Source organism: Microbacterium sp. ZKA21 (assembly GCF_050434165.1).
Classification (GTDB): Bacteria; Actinomycetota; Actinomycetes; order Actinomycetales; family Microbacteriaceae; genus Microbacterium.
In genome coordinates this window covers 801,269-818,641 of the sequence record NZ_JBNPVV010000001.1, presented here as the reverse complement: position 1 = coordinate 818,641, position 17,373 = coordinate 801,269, and the positions used below count along the sequence as shown (strand labels likewise).

Here is a 17,373-nt window from a genome sequence, read left to right as displayed (position 1 = left end):
CTCCACCAACCAGACACATCGACAAGGAGGACGATATGTCCGCATCACCCCTCATGAACCTCGAGTTCAACCGCCGTCGCGCGCTGCAGCTGTTCGGCATCGGTGCGGCCGCCGTGACGCTGGCGGCCTGTGCGCCGACCGGAACGGGAGCCGGAACCGCACCGGCCGCCGGCGGAGGTTCGACAGCCGGACTCGACGGCGCCGACCCGACCGACTTCTCGTTCGCCTCGTGGTCGTTCACCGAGGAGGCCGCGGCCCCCGCGCTGGAGGCGATCGTCGCCTCGTACCAGGACAAGCAGTCCGTGAAGGTGACTGATGTCTCCTTCCCCTACAACGAGTACTTCAACCAGTTGCTGCTGCAGGTGCGCGGCGGCCAGTTCACCGGCGCCGCGCACGTGGACGTCGCGTGGCTCGGCTCGCTCGCCGCACTCGGCAAGCTCCAGGATCTCTCGTCGCTCACCGAGGGACGGGGCTACACGGATGCCGCGCTGAAGGCCGCGCAGTTCGAGGGCACCCAGTACGCGCTGCCGTGGACGATCGGTGCGATCGGTCTCGTCACGAACTCCGAGATCCTCGCCAAGGTCGGCGTGACCCCAGAGGAGTTCCCGACCACGATCGATGCCTACGAGAAGACCCTCAAGGATCTCAAGGGGCTCGGCGGAGGACTCATCCCGTATGCGGCATCCACCAAGGCGGCGCAGCTGAAGGACATCCTGATCTGGATGCAGACCTTCGGCAGCCCGCTCGTCGACGGCGACACCGTGACGATCGGCGACGACGCCTCGATCGAGGCCGTCACCTGGTACAAGAGCCTGTACGACCAGGGACTGATCGCGGCGGACGTGGACCGGTTCGACGCCCGGTCGCTGTTCGCGCAGGGGCGCGCCGCGATCTACGACGACGCGCCGGTCGGGCGCAATGCGGTGGTGGGCGAGTCGCCGGACCCCGACCTCGCGAGCAAGCTCGCTCCGGTCTCGCGTCCGGTGCTGAAGAAGGGCGACACTCCGCGGGCGCTGGTCTGGGGCGGTGCGATCGCCGTCATCGACGGGGATGGCGCACCCACGGCCGGCGATTTCGCGCAGTTCGCTACGAGCGACCTGGACACGGTGCTGGCGGACTACGCCGTGCGCGGCCTGCCGCCCGTGACCACCGAGGCGCAGGAGTCCGCCGTCGTGAAGGACGACGTCTTCGGCACCCAGTTCAGCGAGCGCATCACGGCGACGGCCACGACCAACCCGTTCTGGGCGTTCACGACCTACTCGCAGATCGAGACCGAGATCGCCGAGCAGGTGCAGGCAGTGCTCGTCGGCTCGGCGACGCCCGCCGACGCCATGAAGGCCGCCGGCGACGCGGCCCAGAAGCTCGTCGGCTGAGCCATGCGCCGCCGTATCGCGCTCAGCGCGCTCGCCGGTGCGGCGCTCGCGACGGCGGGGATCATCCCCGCCGTCGCGGCACCGCCGCAGAATGCTGCGGAGGATCTGCCGTTCCGCGTCGACGCCTCGAACCAGGCGGGGTGGTGGAACCCGATCGACGAAGTCGACGGGATCGCCTACTTCGCCTACAACGCCCCCGGCCCGACCGCGGCGACGCACGAGGTGCACATCGCCGCGCGGTCCCAGGACGGCACCTGGACAGACGGCTGTCTCCACGACGGCGCCGGAGCGTGCGTGAGCTTCGTCGACGACAACGGTCACAACCAGCCGTCGATCGTCGTCGACGGGGAGGGCACCATCCACGCGTTCGTCTCGATGCACCACGAGCAGTGGAACTACTTCCGCTCCGAGACGGCGGGCGATGTCACGAGTCTGGTCGACGCCACGGCGCAGATGCCCGACCAGACGGCGACCATCACGTATCCGATCACGGCGCACGGCGCGGACGGCGATGCCTGGCTGCTCGTGCGCAGCGGCGCCGACGATCAGCGCCGCAGAGACGGAGTCCTCTACCACTACGACCCGACGGTCGGCAGGTGGGAGACAGAGACGACGATCGCCGCAGCAGTCGGTTACTCCTTCTATCCTGACGACCTCCAGGTCGACGGCGACGGCCGCGTCCACGTGCTCTGGGAATGGGGCCCCTGGCCGGCTGATCCCGCGAGGCACCTCGGTTCGTACGCCGTGTACGACCCCGCGACAGGCGGTATCGAGGACGTCGCCGGAACCGCCGTCGCCGGTCCTGTCACACCGGACAGCGGCGGAGCGGTCATCTGGCGCGACTTCGGTGCGGAGGAGGACATCTCGAGCTACACCCCCGCGCTCCAGACCGCGAAGATGGCTCTGCGCGGTGATCGCCTCGTCGGCATCACCTACCGCTTCGTGGAGAAGGACGCCACCGCGTACGACGTGCTCTACGCATCCTGGAGCCGTTCCGGCTGGTCCAGCGAGATGCTCGTCGACACCTCCGCGCTCGGCGCGGGGACCGCGACGAGCGCGACGATCGACACGACCGCCCACGGATCGAAGGTCCGCGTCTACGCAGCGGTCACGACTCAGGTCTGCGGCGAGCTGCGCAGCCAGGTCGTCAAGATCGAGCAGGCCGAAGGACGCGACGGCTGGAGCTACGAGACGGTCGGCGACGCCCGCAGCGGCCAGCAGCGGTTGCGGGCCGTGACGACGGATGCCGGAACGGACCTGCTCTATCTCAGCGCCCCGAACGCCGCCCCGGCCGTGCTCTCCTACGTCGCGGTGCCGCGGTCGGGCCCGAAGACGACCGGTGAGGACCTCGTCGACATCGTCGCGGCTCTGCGCGGAGATCTCGGCGGAACGAACCTCGCGGTGGGTGCGGCGGTCACGGCCTCCTCGCAGCTGCGCGCCGATACAGGACCCGAACTCGCCGTCGACGGAATCTGCACGGATGCCAGCCGCTGGATCTCAGCGCTCGATGACCCGACACCGACCATCGAGATCAGCTGGCCGGAGGCTGCAGCGCTCGCCGAAGTGCGCGTGCGCAGCGGCTACAGCGTGGATCCGGGCACCTCGGCGGTGCTGCGCGGATTCACCGTCCTCATCCACACCGCCCAGGGGTGGACCGACGTCGGCTCCTACACCGCCAATTCCGATCGTCTCGTTCGAGTCGACACCGCAGGCCTGGTCGCCGACGGCGTCCGGCTGGAGATCGCAGATCCCTCGGCGTCGGCGACCGATGTCGCCCGCGTCTTCGAGATAGAAGCGATCGCCGCGACCGGCTGAGCACGCCGCCCGCGCCTCGCACACCCCACCCACGGAAGGAACCCATCAGCATGCGCAGCCAGAGGATCGAGACCGACGTCGTCGTCGTCGGAGGAGGTCTCGCCGGTGTCTCGGCCGCCATCTCAGCCGCCCGGCTCGGACAGCGCGTCGCGTTGATCGGCAACCGGCCCGTCCTCGGCGGCAACTCGTCGTCCGAGGTGCGGGTGTGGGTGTGCGGGGCCACAGCCCACGGCAACCAGCGATGGGCGCGCGAGACCGGGATCATCGGCGAGCTGTACGTCGAGAACCAGTACCGGAACCCGGAGGGCAACCCGATCCATTGGGACGACGTCGTCCTGGATGCGGTCAGGGCGGAGGAGAACATCGCCCTCTTCCTCAACACCGACGTCCGCGAGGTCGCCGCCCACGGACCGGAGGACGATCGGGTGATCGATTCGGTGACCGGCTGGACCATGGGATCCGAGATCACGACGACCTTCACTGCGCCGATCTTCCTGGACTGCACCGGCGACGGTCTCGTCGGCCACCTGGCCGGTGCCCGCTACCGGCTCGGCAAGGAGGGCAAGGCCGAGTTCGGCGAGGAGTGGGCACCCGACGAGCCGAAACAGGAGTTCCTCGGGTCGACGCTGCTGTTCTACTCGAAGGATCTCGGCCGGCCGGTCGACTTCGTCGCACCGGACTCGACGATCGACATCACGACGACGCCGATCCCCGAGTCCCGCATCATCCGATCCGGCGACAGCGGAGCGGCGTACTGGTGGGTCGAGTGGGGCGGCGAGCTCGACATCGTCGACGACAACGAACGCATCCGCGACGAGCTGCGTGGCGTGATCCTCGGCATCTGGGACTACATCAAGAACTCCGGACGCTTCGACGCCGACACCCTCGATCTCGAGTGGATCGGCAACATCCCAGGCAAGCGCGAGTACCGCCGGTTCATCGGCGACTACACCCTGCATCAGGGCGACATCGTGGGTCAGACGTCGTTCGAGGACGGCGTCGCGTTCGGCGGATGGTCCATCGACCTGCACCCGGCCGGCGGCATGTACGCCACCGGTGCCGGCGCAGTCCAGCGCTTCTCGAACGGCGTGTTCGAGATCCCGTACCGCTCGCTCTACTCGCGGAACGTGAGCAACCTGCTGATGGCCGGTCGTCTCGTCTCCGCGACGCACATCGCGTTCGGTGCGGCCAGGGTCATGGCCACCTGCGCGGCGATGGGCGAGGCCGCCGGTACCGCGGCGGCGCTCAGCGTCCGCCGCACGACGACGCCGCGCGGCGTGTACGAGCAGCATCTGCCGGAGCTGCGCCAGACCCTGCTGCGGGCAGACGCGACGCTGATCGGGGTCGCGAACGAGGATCCGGACGACCTCGCCAGGGGGGCGTCGATCACGGCATCCGGCTTCACCCGCACGATCGGGACGGATGCCGGTGACGACGGCATCCCGTATCGGTTGAAGGACGACATCGGAATCGTCGTGCCGATGACGGGCGAACTCGGCGGCATCGCCCTGCGTGCCGCGAGCGATGCCGATACGACGCTCGTCGTCGAGGCGTACGTTTCCGATCTCCCGCAGAACGTGATCCCGGTGGAGCGGGTGGCCGCAGCATCCGTCCCGCTCCCGGCGGGTGAGGCGCGCTGGGTCGATGTGCCGCTCGCGTTCACGGCGGACCGCGCGCGCAACGTGATCGTGGTCGTCCGGCACGATCCGGCCGTCACGCTCTTCACGACCCCGGAACTGCCCCCTGGGGTCCTCACCCTCGTCCACCGCCTGGACAACGACGATCAGAACGTCGAGATCAGCCGGGATGAGCTCATCGTCCAGTGGCCGACGAAGCCGCTGCGCGGCCGGTCGGTGCTGTTCCGCGCGCTCCGCGAATCCGCCGTCCTGGCCCCGGAGCGCGCGATCAGCGGAGGCAACCGCCCCTTCGACGGCCCGAACATGTGGGCATCCGAGCCGATGGTCCCCGGACGCGACGAGTGGCTGCGGCTGGACTGGGACGAACCGGTCTCGGCGACCGAGATCCGCCTGGTCTTCGACGACGACGTCGATCTCGAGCTCAACACGCTGCATCACCATCGCAGCCCGGACCGCATCATCCCGCAGCTGGTGCGCGACTACCGGGTCGACGTGCTCGGCTCGGAGGGATGGCGTGCGGTCGCGGATGTGCAGGGCAACCGGCGCCGGCACCGTCGTCACGAGCTGCCGGCCGACAGCGGACCGATCACGGCGGCCCGGCTGGTGATCTCCGCGACGAACGGGGCCCGACAGGCGCGCGTCATCGCGTTCCGGGTGCAGAGGTGAGGCGCGCGTGAGCGGTAGCGTGAGACGCCAGAGCATCTCGACGAGGAGCGGAGCCGTGAACGAAGCGCGCGCACGACGCAGCGCGCCGGTGGCCCGGCGCGTGCGGACCGGTATCGTCGCGCTCGCCATCCCCGATCTGAACGAGCCGTACTTCGCCGAGCTCACCTCGCTGTTCGTCACCAGAGCGCACGAGCGCGGGCTGTCGATCCTCATCCAGCAGACCGCGGGTCTGCACGAGCGCGAAGTCGATATCGCGAACGGCGTCGGGCTCCCTCCCATCGACGGGCTCATCCACATTCCGCGCTCGCTGACGGTCGGCGATCTCACCCGGCGCACGGCACCCGGACCGATCGTGCTGCTCGGCGAGCACATCCAGGTCAGTCCCTTCACGCACGTCACAGTCGACAACAAGGCCGGTACGGATGCCGCGACGGCGCACCTCGCGGATGCCGGATGCCGGCGCATCGCGTTCGTCGGCCGACGGGATGCGGTGCCCTCGGATGCCGCGGACCAGCGCGTCGCCGGCTACCTGGCGGCCGTGCAGCGACTCGGGCTGAGCGACGACGCCGCACTCATCGCGACCGTCGACGCCTTCACAGCGGAGGAGGGTCGCCGTGCGATGTCCGAGCTGATCGCGCGCGGCGTCGACTGCGACGGCGTGGTCTGCTCCAACGACTCGCTGGCGTTCGGCGTGCTCGCCGCGCTGCACGAGGCGGAGCTCCGTGTCCCGGCCGAGGTGGCGGTGATCGGCTTCGACGACGTGCACGCGGCGCAGTTCTCGACGCCGACGCTGACCTCGGTCGCGCCGGACGACGGTGCGCTGGTGGATGCGGCACTGGACGCGCTGGCGCACCAGATGAGCACTCCGCCCGGGATGGACATGCCGGTGCAGCACGTCGTCGTCGCATCGCGCATCGTCGCGCGGGCATCGACCGCGCGCTGAGTCAGACGTCCGCAGGCGCTTCGAGCGGCGCGAGCGTGAGCGCGACGCGGTCGGCGAGCTGTGCCGCCGCGTCGGCCGGCAGGGCCTCGTCCATGATCAGGCGGTCGACGTCCTCGACATCGACGATCGTGGTGAGGCCGACGGCCGTCCACTTCGAGTGATCCGCCAGGACCACCGAGGTGCTTCCCGCCGCGATGAGGGCGCGATCCGTCTCCGCCTCGAGGAGATTCGAGGTCGTCAGACCCGCCTGCAGGTCGACGCCTCGGACGCCGAGGAACACGAGGTCGCAGTGCAGCACGTCCAGCGCGCGCACGGCGATCGGACCGACCAGGGCGTCGGCCGGCGTGCGGACTCCGCCGGTGAGCACCACCGTCTGCGTGTACGGCTCATCCGCGCGGTCAGGCCGGGCGAACACCTCGGCGACAGGGAGGGAGTTCGTGACGATCGTCAGATCGGGGATGCCGCGCAGCGCACGGGCGAGCGCCCACGCGGTCGTGCCGCCGGAGAGGCCGATCGCCATGCCCGGTTCGACGAGCTCGGCCGCGCTCCGGGCGATCGCGTTCTTCTCGGCGAGGCGAAGCCGTGCCTGTGACGTGAAGTCGACATCCGTACGGTCCGGCAGGCGCGGTGTCGTCGCGCCTCCGCGCACCTTGTCGACGACGCCCTGCATCGCGAGCACGTCGATGTCGCGGCGGACGGTCATCTCGCTGACGTCCAGCGCCGCCGCGAGGTCGGCGACGCCTGCAGCGCCGGTGCGGCGCACCTCTGAGACGATGCGCGAGCGGCGTTCGGCAGCGAGCACCTGGACCCCTTTCGATCTGCACGCCAGTCTGCCATGGGCGGCGGCGCGGACGTAGCGTCGCCCCCGCTCGGCGCATTACGCTGGCAGTGGCACACGGAGGTGCCGGCCCGAACTCCGCTGCTCCTTTGGAGGCCCGCGTGTCCGACACCCTGCCCGATCTGCGCACCATGTCCGGCGTCCTGTTCGATCTGGACGGCGTTCTGACCCCCACCGCCGAAGTGCACATGCGCGCATGGCAGGCCGTGTTCGACGACGTCTTCGCACGGTGGGGCATCGAACCTCCGTACACCGATGACGACTACTTCGCGTACGTCGACGGCAAGAAGCGCTACGACGGCGTGGCGAGCCTGCTGCGCAGCCGCAACGTCGAGATCCCGTGGGGCGCCGTCGACGATGATCCGGCGGTTGAGACGATCTGCGGCATCGGCAACCGCAAGAACGCCGCGTTCTCGGCATCCCTGCGGGCGGAGGGCATCGCCCCGTACCCGGGATCGCTCGCACTGCTCGAGCATCTGCGGGACGCCGGCATCCGCATGGGCGTCGTGTCGAGCTCCAAGAACGCCGAGGAGGTCCTCGGCAGCGCCGGCATCCGCGGATTCTTCGAGATCGTCGTCGACGGGGTCGTCGCCGAGCGCGACGCGCTCGCGTCGAAACCGGCGGCCGACATGTTCACCGCCGGTGCTGCGGCGCTCGGCATCGACGTCGCCACGGGCGCAGCCGTCGAGGATGCCGTGGCCGGCGTCGCGTCCGCCTCGGCCGCCCGGTTCGCCACCGTCGTCGGCGTCGACCGCGGCGCCGGCCCCGATGTGCTCCGGGAGTCCGGTGCCACCTGTATCGTCGATGACCTCTCCCGACTCCTCCCGACGACCCCTTCGGAGACCGCATGATCGATCGCGACCGCTTCCCCGTCGACCCGTGGCGCCTGGTCGAGACGCGCTACACCGAGGACGGCGTCTCCGAGACGCTCTTCGCGGTCGGCAACGGCTACCTGGGCCTCCGCGGCAACCACATCGAGGGCCGGGGCGCACACGAGCACGGCACGTTCATCAACGGCCTGCACGAGACCTGGCCGATCCGTCACGCCGAGCAGGCGTACGGCTTCGCCGAGGTCGGTCAGACGATCATCAACGCGCCGGACGCCAAGGTCATGCGGGTGTACGTCGACGACGAGCCGATCTCGTTCGACGAAGCCGACGTGCGCGAGTACACCCGCTCGCTCGACATGCGCACCGGCATCCTGAGCAGAGACCTGGTGTGGGAGACGCCCTCCGGAAAGCGCGTCCGGATGCGCGATGAGCGCATGGTGAGCTTCGAAGAGCGCCACCTCGCGATCCTCCGCCTCGAGGTCACCGTCGAGAACTCCGATGCTCCCGTCACGATCAGCTGTCAGATCCTCAACCGACAGGACGGCGGGAACGTCTACGGCGGCACGCCGGTGGCGGCGAAGAAGGCGGGCTTCGACCCGCGGCGCGCCGAGAAGATCACCGAGCGGGTGCTGCAGCCGGTCGAGTACTGGCAGGACGGACTGCGCTCCGCGCTGTCGTACCAGGTCACCGAGTCCGGCATGACGGCGGCGGTCGTCGCCGATCACGTCATCGAGACCGACAACGAGTACAGCGCGCGCCAGCTCATCGAACCCGACATCGCGAAGAACGTGTTCCGCGTGCAGGCGAAGGCCGGCGTCCCGATCCGCATCACGAAGCTCATCAGCTATCACACCTCCCGCGGCGTTCCGGCGCGCGAGCTCGTGGATCGCTGCCGCCGATCGCTCGACCGGGTCGCGGTCGAGGGCGTCGAGCTGCAGTTCCGCATCCAGGAGGCGTGGCTGGATGCCTTCTGGGAGCGCAGCGATGTGCGCATCGGCGGACAGGATGCCCTGCAGCAGGCGACCAGGTGGTGCCTGTTCCAGCTGGCGCAGGCCTCGGCACGGGCCGACGGCTCTGGCGTGCCGGCCAAGGGCGTCTCGGGGTCCGGGTACAGCGGGCACTACTTCTGGGACACCGAGATCTACGTCCTGCCGTTCCTCACCTACACGTCGCCGCAGTGGGCGCGCAACGCGCTCCGCGCTCGCGTGCTCATGCTCCCGGCCGCGCGTCGCCGCGCCGCGCAGCTCAACGAAGCAGGGGCGCTGTTCCCGTGGCGCACCATCAACGGCGAGGAGGCCTCGGCGTACTACGCCGCCGGCACCGCGCAGTACCACATCAACGCCGACGTGAGCTTCGCGCTCGGCAAGTACGTGCGCGCCACCGGTGACGTGGACTTCCTGCATCGCGAGGGCGTCGACATCGCCGTGGAGACCGCCCGGCTGTGGGCGACCCTCGGGTTCTGGCGCGGCACGAACGGCGATGCGACATTCCACATCCACGGCGTCACGGGGCCTGACGAGTACACGACGGTCGTCAACGACAACCTCTTCACCAACGTCATGGCGCGGTTCAATCTGCGCCTGGCGGCCCGCGTCGTGCGCGAACTCGCGGCGAGCGATCCGCGCGCCTTCGACGCGCTCGTGGAGCGCACCGGATTGGACGCCGGGGAGGCGGAGGCCTGGGACCAGGCGGCGGATGCGATGTACATCCCGTTCAGCGACGGCCTCGGCATCCACCCGCAGGATTCGCTGTTCCTGGAGCGCGAGGTGTGGGACCTCGCGCACACGCCGGACGACCAGCGTCCCCTGCTGCTGCACTTCCACCCTCTGGTGATCTACCGGTTCCAGGTGCTCAAGCAGGCGGATGTCGTGCTCGCGCTGTTCCTGCAGGGCAACCACTTCTCGGCCGAGGAGAAACTGGCCGACTTCGAGTACTACGACCCGCTGACCACCGGCGATTCCACGCTGTCGGCGGTCGTGCAGTCGATCCTAGCCGCCGAGGTGGGCTACCAGGATCTCGCGAAGGAGTACTTCGAGCAGTCGCTGTTCGTCGACCTCGGCGACCTGCACCACAACGCCGCGGACGGCGTGCACGTGGCGTCGGCGGGCGGCGTCTGGACGGCTCTCGTGAGCGGCTTCGGCGGCATGCGCGATCACGGCGGCGAGCTGAGCTTCGATCCGCGCCTTCCCGTCGACTGGCCGTCGCTGTCGTATCCGCTGCAGTGGCGGGGAACGGCACTCGAGGTCGCACTCACCCGGGACGAGCTGCGGGTGCGGGTGCGCGTCGGCGACCCCGTGACGTTCACCGTGCGCGGCGCGTCGTTCACGGCATCCGAGGGGCAGGACGTCGTCGTGACGCTGGTGGGGCAGGGGCCCGTGATCCCCGGACGCCCGACGCTGCGGCAGTTCGCCGACGCACGGCGCGACGACGGCACGCTGATGTCGGCATCCGTGCCCGTGGTGACGAGCGCGATCCCGGTGATCACCGGCTTCCCGGACTGAGGCGTCGATGGCGGCGGCGCGGCACTTCCTAGACTGATCAGGTGCTCGTCGCCCTCATCCTCGGTCTCATCCCCGCCCTCCTTCTGCTGGGTGGGGCGCTCTGGGCGCGGGCGGTCGCGCATGCGACGCCCGCGTCACCCGGGGCGCGCTTCGCGCCATCGGACGGGGCGGACGTCGTGTCCGACGGGCTCCTGCTGCGCGCGGATCGGCGGACGGTCGCGGCCGCGCTGGTCGACATGGCCGTTCGGCGCAAGGTCAGGTTGCTGGCTCCCGACGACGCAGACAAGCGGACTCCGGTCGGGGTCGAAGTCGTCGACGGTGCGCAGTTCACGCCCGGTGAGATCGCTGTGCTCGAGGCCCTGTTCGGTCCGGATCACACCCCCGGCCGGGTGCGGCGGTTCTCGAAGGACCGTCGTGCGCTGTCCGGACGCGTGCGCACGCTCCTCGCGAACGCGGAGCAGCGGCTGATCGATGCGGGGCTCGTGGGGAGGGGCCGCCGGACGTGGCCGGTGGTGGTGCTCTGGGTGTTCGCGTGGGCGGGGATCGCGAGCACACTGTTCTTCGCCCTCGGGACGTTCATGAACGACGACGTCGTCGGAGCCGTCCTGCTGCTGGTCTCGACGGGCGTCGTGATCGCGGCGATGTGCCTGATCCCGCGCCCGTGGCGCCGATTCGCACCGGCCGCGGATCCGCTGCGGACGCATCTGGCCGGCGTCCGCGAGTACATCGCGCTCGCGGAGCGCGAGCCGCTGCGCTTCGGCCAGTCCGTCGACGGCGCGCTGCTCCGGGCCGACGTCTCGGCGGAGGCCTCCGATGCCCGGCTGCAGCGGTTCCTGCTCAACGAACGGCTGCTGCCGTACGCGGTTCTGTTCGGTGAGGAGAGGAGCTGGTCCCGGATGCTGAAGCTCGACGGACAGGACCTCGCGCACGTGGAAGGGATGGACGACGTGCTCGACGCGGTGGAGGGAGTGCTGGTGGTGCTGGAGCTCGTCGGCGGTGCCCTGAATCTCATCACCGCGGTCGGCGATCTCGCCGACGCGACGGGTGGCGCGATCGAGGGCATCGGGTCGGTGCTCGACGCTCTGAGCTGACCCCCGGGCCGGATGTGGAGGAACAGCAACTCGTGTCGGCGGCACGCCGTAGGCTGGACGGGTGACCACAGCCCTCTACCGCCGCTATCGGCCCGAGACCTTTGCGGAGATGATCGGGCAGTCGCAGGTGACCGAACCGCTCATGACGGCGCTGCGCAGCGACCGAGTCGGGCACGCCTATCTGTTCTCCGGGCCTCGCGGCTGCGGCAAGACGACGTCGGCCCGCATCCTCGCGCGTTGCCTCAACTGCGCCGAGGGCCCGACGGACACCCCGTGCGGCGTCTGCCCGAGCTGCGTCGAGCTGTCGCGAAACGGCGGCGGTTCGCTCGATGTCGTCGAGATCGACGCGGCCAGCCACAACGGCGTCGACGACGCCCGCGATCTGCGCGAGCGCGCGACCTTCGCGCCGAGCCGCGATCGCTTCAAGATCTTCATCCTCGACGAGGCGCACATGGTGACGCCGCAGGGGTTCAACGCGCTGCTCAAGCTCGTCGAAGAGCCGCCCGAGCACGTCAAGTTCATCTTCGCGACGACCGAGCCCGAGAAGGTGCTCGGCACGATCCGCTCGAGGACGCATCACTACCCGTTCCGCCTCGTTCCGCCGGCCGCGATGCTCGAGTACGTCGAGAAGCTGTGCACGGAAGAGGGCGTCCAGGTCGAGCAGGGCGTGCTGCCCCTCGTCGTCCGCGCCGGCGGCGGCTCGCCGCGAGACACCCTGTCGTTGCTGGACCAGCTGATCGCCGGGTCCGACCCTTCGGCAGGCTCGGGGCAGGCGCCGTTCGTCGCCTACGAGCGCGCGGTGTCGCTGCTCGGTTACACGCACGCCGCTCTGCTCGACGAGATCGTCGATGCCCTGGCCGCCGGCGATGCGGCCGCGGCCTTCCCGGCAGTCGACCGCGTCGTCCAGACCGGTCAGGACCCGCGACGCTTCGTCGACGATCTGCTGGAGCGGCTGCGCGACCTCATCGTGATCGCCGCCGTGGGCGACGGCGCCTCCGCAGTGCTGCGCGGCATCCCGTCGGACGAGATGCAGCGCATGCAGACGCAGGCGGCCGGCTTCGGGCAGGCACGTCTGTCGCACACAGCCGATGTTGTCAGCGCCGCCCTGGACGACATGTCCGGTGCCACGTCGCCGCGCCTGCATCTCGAGCTGCTGATCGCCCGTGTGCTCGCTCCGGCGATGGCAGCGAGCCCTGCTGCTCCGGCTTCCATTGCGCAGGTTTCCCCGGCGTCCGCGCCGGCGGCTCCGGCTCAGACTCCGGCCACTGCTGCGCAGGCTGCCTCTGCGGCTGCGCCCGCTCCCACGCCGGCTGCGCCCGCCGCCTCGTCTGCTGCTGCGCTGTCCGCGTCTGCCGCCGCGACACCGCCTGCGGCAGCTCCGGTCGCTCGGACGACGGTCCCCTCCGCTGCTCCCTCCGCCGACCGAACCGCCGGTGAGCCGGATCGTGTTCCTGCCGAGACCGCTGCATCCGAGCCCGCATCGCCGGAGACTGCCGCTCCCTCGCCCGCCCCGCTGGCCGATGCCTCCTCGCGCGATGAGCGAGCCGCGGGCGACCCGCAACGCGTTCCTGTCGAGCCGGCGCCGGAATCCGTGTCGCCCGAGCCCGCAACAGCACCCATCGCAGAGTCGGTGCCGACGTCCGCCGCGACCGGGCCCGTCGACTTCGATCGCATCCGCGCCGCATGGCCCGCCGTGCTGACGCGACTGGAGGGCATCAGCCGCTCCGCGTGGCTCATGGTGACCACGATCCAGCCGCTCGCCTACGCGTCCGATTCCGAAGTGCTGACGCTCGGATTCGTCAGCCCGCAGGACGTCCCGCGGTTCAAGGGCCCCACTCCGGGCCCCGGCCCGTCCGATCACCTGCGCACGGCGATCGAGCAGGAGCTGGGCGTCAAGGTGAAGTACAAGCCGGCGCCGCTTCCGGCCGGGGGAGCACCTGCCCCGGCCGCGGCTCCGGCTCCGGCATCCCAGCGGGCACCACGGCCGAGCGCGTTATCGTCGTCGCCCGTGACGGAGTGGGCCGTGGCGCCCATCCCCCAGGGGAACGAGACGCCGCAGACCCCGCTGCCCGTCGATGACGAGCCGACCGAGGTCGAATCCGCAGCGTCCGCACCGCAGCCGCCCGTCGACGGACGCGTCTCCGACGATGAACCTCCGCTGCCCGGCGATGACGACGCACCGGACGAGGACGAACCGCCATACGATCCGTCCGATCACGGTGCGGCGTACCCGGCCGCGCCGGCCACGGCATCCGCTCCCTCCCCGTCAACCGCACCGGCGAGCCCGGCATCCGCACCGGTCAGCCGGGCGGCAGCACCCGCAGCGCAGACCCGACCAGCCCCGCAGGCTCCTGTCGTGACCGCTCGGTCCGCGGCGCCGGAGGGGATCCAGCGCTACGGCGAGGCCGTGGTCCGACAGGTGCTCGGCGCGACCTTCGTGCGCGAAGAGCCGTATGAGCCCCCGACCGCGACGAGGTTCAGCTGATGTACGACGGCATCGTCCAAGAGCTGATCGACGAGTTCGGGAGACTCCCCGGGATCGGGCCGAAGTCCGCGCAGCGCATCGCGTTCCACATCCTGCAGACGCCGTCGTTCGATGTGGCGCGGCTGTCCGAACTGCTCACCGAAGTGCGCGAGCGCGTCCGGTTCTGCGAGATCTGCGGCAACGTCTCCGAGCAGGACCGCTGCGCGATCTGCCGCGACCCGCGGCGCAACAGCGCACTGATCTGCGTGGTCGAGGACGCCAAGGACGTCGCGGCGATCGAACGCACCCGTGAGTTCCGTGGCCTGTACCACGTGCTCGGCGGCGCGATCAGCCCGATCGCCGGAGTCGGGCCGGACGACCTGCGCATCACTCAGCTCATGACGCGCCTCGCGGACGGCACCGTGCAGGAGGTCATCCTCGCGACGAACCCGAACCTCGAGGGCGAGGCGACCGCGAGCTACCTCAGCAGGCTCCTTACGACGATGCAGATCACCGTCTCGAGGCTCGCCTCCGGGCTGCCGGTCGGCGGCGACCTGGAGTACGCGGACGAGGTCACTCTCGGTCGTGCCTTCGAAGGCCGTCGCACCTTGTGATGCGGCACGGCGAGGCGGGGTCGTGAACGCGCACACCACGGTGAGCCGACGCGGCTGGCTGCTCTTCGGGGCCATGGCGCTGCTGTGGGGCGTGCCCTACCTGTTCATCCGCATCGCGGTGGAATCCTACTCGCCGCCGGCGATCGTGGCGGGTCGCACCCTGATCGCAGCGCTCCTGCTCCTGCCGTTCGCGATCCGCAGCGGTGCGCTGCGTCCGGCGCTCAAGAAGTGGCCGTGGGTGCTGGCCTTCGGACTCGTCGAGATGGGCGGGCCCTTCGTGCTGCTCGGCCACGCAGAGCAGACGCTGCACTCCGGGCCGACCGGTCTGCTCGTCGCGACCGTTCCGCTGTTCGCGGCGCTCATCGCGCTCGGCGGCGGCGACCGCACGGTGCTGCGCCCTGTGCGGCTCGGAGGACTGCTGGTCGGGTTCGCCGGCGTCGCGATCGTCGTCGCCGGACCGGGTCTCGCATCGGGCGATCTGGTCGCGGCGGGGGAGGTGCTGCTGGTCGCGGTGCTGTACGCGATCGCGCCGTTCATCATCGCGAGGAAGCTCGGCGACGTGCCTTCGCTCGGGACGATCACGCTCGCGCTGATCGCGATCGGCGTCATCTACCTCCCCATCGCGTTCGCAACGCAGCATGAGGTCCCCACGCTCGAATCCACCGGTGCTCTGCTCGCGCTCGCCGTGATCTGCACGGCCATCGCCTTCCTGGCCTTCTTCGCCCTGATCCGCGAGGTGGGTCCCGTCAGGGCACCGCTGTTCACCTACGTCAACCCGGTGGTCGCGATCATCCTCGGCGCGATCGTGCTGTCCGAGCCGATCACGCCGGGGCTTCTGATCGGATTCCCGCTGGTGATCGTCGGCTGCTGGTTCGCCGCCACCGGGGGACGCCTGCGTGCCGCACCCGCCGTGACGCCGAGTCCGCCGCAGACGCCGTGACCACGGCATCCGACGCCGTGTCCGCCGGCTGGTGCGTCACATGCGCAATGGGGCATACGGCGCGAAAGTAGAATGTGCGGTGGGCGGATCCGCCCGAAATCCCTGGGAGTGTTCCGTGGCCCTCATCGTGCAGAAGTACGGCGGCTCGTCTGTCGCCGACGCAGAGAGCATCAAGCGCGTCGCCAAGCGCATCGTCGACACCCGTCGCGCCGGTCACGACGTGGTCGTCGCCGTGAGCGCGATGGGCGACACCACGGATGAGCTGCTCGATCTGGCCGCCGAGGTCGCGCCCATTCCCGCCCCCCGCGAGATGGACATGCTGCTCTCGAGCGGTGAGCGCATCTCGATGGCGCTGCTGGCGATGGCCATCCACTCGATGGGCTTCGACGCACGCTCCTACACCGGCCCGCAGGCCGGGATGCGAACCGACGACAAGTACGGTTCCGCCCGCATCGTCGAGGTCAACCCGAAGCGCGTGCGCGAGGCGCTCGACGAGGGCGCGATCGTCATCGTCGCCGGTTTCCAGGGGCTCAACGACGATACGCAGGACATCACCACTCTCGGCCGCGGCGGATCGGACACGACCGCCGTCGCCATGGCCGCGGCGCTCGACGCCGACGTCTGCGAGATCTACAGCGACGTCGACGGCATCTTCACGGCGGATCCGCGAGTCATCCCGAACGCGCGCAAACTCGACCACGTCTCCAGCGAGGAGATGCTCGAACTCGCGGCCAACGGCGCCAAGGTGCTGTACATCCGAGCCGTCGAGTACGCGCGCCGTCACGGCGTCCTGATCCACGCCCGTTCGTCGTTCTCGTCGGCGGAGGGCACCTACGTTCTGGGCCGGGGGATGGTCAACCCCCGCGAATCTGAGGGAGAAGTCATGGAAGAACCGATCGTCGCCGGAGTCGCGACCGACCTCAGCCAGGCCAAGATCACGATCATCGGCGTCCCCGACGTGCCTGGTAAGGCCGCGGAGATCTTCCAGATCGTCGCGAAGTCGGGTGCCAACGTCGACATGATCGTGCAGAACGTGTCGGCTGCGGCGACGGGCCGCACCGACATCTCGTTCACCCTTCCCAAGGCGGATGCCTCGGCCGCTCTCAAGGCGCTCGCCGGAGAGCAGTCCGACATCGGGTTCGAGAGCCTCGTGCACGACGACCAGATCGGCAAGCTGTCGGTCGTCGGTGCCGGGATGCGCACGCACTCCGGCGTCTCGGCGAAGCTGTTCGAGGCGCTGTCGATCGCCGGCGTGAACATCGAGATGATCTCGACCTCGGAGATCCGCATCTCCGTCGTGCTCCGCGGCGACGAACTGGCTGACGCCGCCCGCGCCGTGCACACCGCCTACGGTCTCGACAACGAGATCGAAGCGACCGTCCACGCCGGCACCGGCCGCTGACCCGGTCTTTCTCAGACCGCCGCAGACCGTCCCCGAACCGTTCCCGGGCCGTCCCAGACCGCGAGACTTGCTTTGCGGGGTGAGGCTTGGGTGCGGCATCAAAGCCTCACCCCGCAAAGTACGTCTCGCCGGGAGCCGGCGCTCTCCCGGCGCGGTAGACTCGCGGAAACCCTGACACCGGCGCCAGGCGCGGCATCCGCACTCCGACGCCGTGCCGAGCGCCTCGCCTGCAGTTCTGCATCAGCCCGAGGAAAGCCCC

Annotated in this window: 12 protein-coding genes; 11 read left to right on the top strand and 1 reads right to left on the bottom strand. The window is 70.0% G+C overall.

Going from position 1 to position 17,373, the window contains the following annotated elements; translation table 11 throughout:
* The first annotated feature begins 35 nt into the window (after positions 1-35).
* Genes M2317_RS04105 through M2317_RS04090 form a run of 4 tightly spaced genes read left to right on the top strand, consistent with a single transcriptional unit; the run spans position 36 to position 6,434 of the window.
* Positions 36-1,373, top strand: a complete 1,338-nt coding sequence (locus M2317_RS04105) for an extracellular solute-binding protein (protein ID WP_429457541.1) — start codon at positions 36-38, stop codon at positions 1,371-1,373.
* Between the two features lie 3 nt (positions 1,374-1,376).
* On the top strand, positions 1,377-3,188 hold the full coding sequence (locus M2317_RS04100) for a BNR-4 repeat-containing protein (protein WP_429457539.1): 1,812 nt from the start codon (positions 1,377-1,379) through the stop codon (positions 3,186-3,188).
* Positions 3,189-3,238: 50 nt separating this feature from the next.
* Positions 3,239-5,491, top strand: coding sequence for an FAD-dependent oxidoreductase (locus M2317_RS04095; RefSeq protein ID WP_429457538.1), 2,253 nt, complete (start codon positions 3,239-3,241; stop codon positions 5,489-5,491).
* Between the two features lie 55 nt (positions 5,492-5,546).
* Positions 5,547-6,434 carry a LacI family DNA-binding transcriptional regulator gene (locus M2317_RS04090; protein WP_429457536.1) on the top strand — a complete coding sequence of 296 codons (888 nt, stop codon included), beginning with the start codon at positions 5,547-5,549 and terminating at the stop codon, positions 6,432-6,434.
* A 1-nt stretch (position 6,435) separates the two neighbouring features.
* On the opposite strand, the gene M2317_RS04085 is transcribed toward M2317_RS04090, so the two are convergent.
* A complete protein-coding gene (locus M2317_RS04085) occupies positions 6,436-7,236 on the bottom strand; it encodes a DeoR/GlpR family DNA-binding transcription regulator (protein ID WP_429457534.1) in 801 nt (266 codons plus the stop codon).
* A 137-nt stretch (positions 7,237-7,373) separates the two neighbouring features.
* On the opposite strand from M2317_RS04085, the gene M2317_RS04080 reads away from it, so the two are divergent.
* The 7 genes from M2317_RS04080 to M2317_RS04050 all read left to right on the top strand — a co-directional run bounded on the left by M2317_RS04080 (position 7,374) and on the right by M2317_RS04050 (position 17,114).
* Entirely contained in the window at positions 7,374-8,123 is a 750-nt protein-coding gene (locus tag M2317_RS04080) for an HAD family hydrolase (protein ID WP_429457532.1), read from the top strand.
* Positions 8,120-10,603 carry a glycoside hydrolase family 65 protein gene (locus M2317_RS04075; protein WP_429457530.1) on the top strand — a complete coding sequence of 828 codons (2,484 nt, stop codon included), beginning with the start codon at positions 8,120-8,122 and terminating at the stop codon, positions 10,601-10,603. The genes M2317_RS04080 and M2317_RS04075 overlap by 4 nt, the downstream gene beginning before the upstream one ends.
* 41 nt (positions 10,604-10,644) lie before the next feature.
* Positions 10,645-11,694 carry a DUF2207 family protein gene (locus tag M2317_RS04070; RefSeq protein WP_429457528.1) on the top strand — a complete coding sequence of 350 codons (1,050 nt, stop codon included), beginning with the start codon at positions 10,645-10,647 and terminating at the stop codon, positions 11,692-11,694.
* Between the two features lie 61 nt (positions 11,695-11,755).
* Positions 11,756-14,179 carry a DNA polymerase III subunit gamma and tau gene (locus tag M2317_RS04065; RefSeq protein WP_429457527.1) on the top strand — a complete coding sequence of 808 codons (2,424 nt, stop codon included), beginning with the start codon at positions 11,756-11,758 and terminating at the stop codon, positions 14,177-14,179.
* The gene (recR, locus tag M2317_RS04060) at positions 14,179-14,772 is read left to right on the top strand and encodes a recombination mediator RecR (RefSeq protein WP_429457525.1); all 594 of its coding nucleotides are present in this window, start codon (positions 14,179-14,181) and stop codon (positions 14,770-14,772) included. Before M2317_RS04065 ends, recR begins: the two co-directional genes overlap by 1 nt.
* Positions 14,773-14,794: 22 nt before the next feature.
* On the top strand, positions 14,795-15,712 hold the full coding sequence (locus M2317_RS04055; RefSeq protein WP_429457523.1) for a DMT family transporter: 918 nt from the start codon (positions 14,795-14,797) through the stop codon (positions 15,710-15,712).
* A 115-nt stretch (positions 15,713-15,827) separates the two neighbouring features.
* Positions 15,828-17,114: an aspartate kinase gene (locus M2317_RS04050; RefSeq protein ID WP_429457521.1), complete on the top strand. Its 1,287-nt coding sequence runs from the start codon at positions 15,828-15,830 to the stop codon at positions 17,112-17,114.
* The last annotated feature ends 259 nt before the right edge of the window (positions 17,115-17,373 follow it).

Bases quoted from the DNA above. Each gene is read 5' to 3' on its own strand.
- M2317_RS04105 (WP_429457541.1), top strand. From the start codon at position 36: ATGTCCGCATCACCCCTCATGAACCTCGAGTTCAACCGCCGTCGCGCG.
- M2317_RS04100 (WP_429457539.1), top strand. From the start codon at position 1,377: ATGCGCCGCCGTATCGCGCTCAGCGCGCTCGCCGGTGCGGCGCTCGCG.
- M2317_RS04095 (WP_429457538.1), top strand. From the start codon at position 3,239: ATGCGCAGCCAGAGGATCGAGACCGACGTCGTCGTCGTCGGAGGAGGT.
- M2317_RS04075 (WP_429457530.1), top strand. From the start codon at position 8,120: ATGATCGATCGCGACCGCTTCCCCGTCGACCCGTGGCGCCTGGTCGAG.
- recR (WP_429457525.1), top strand. From the start codon at position 14,179: ATGTACGACGGCATCGTCCAAGAGCTGATCGACGAGTTCGGGAGACTC.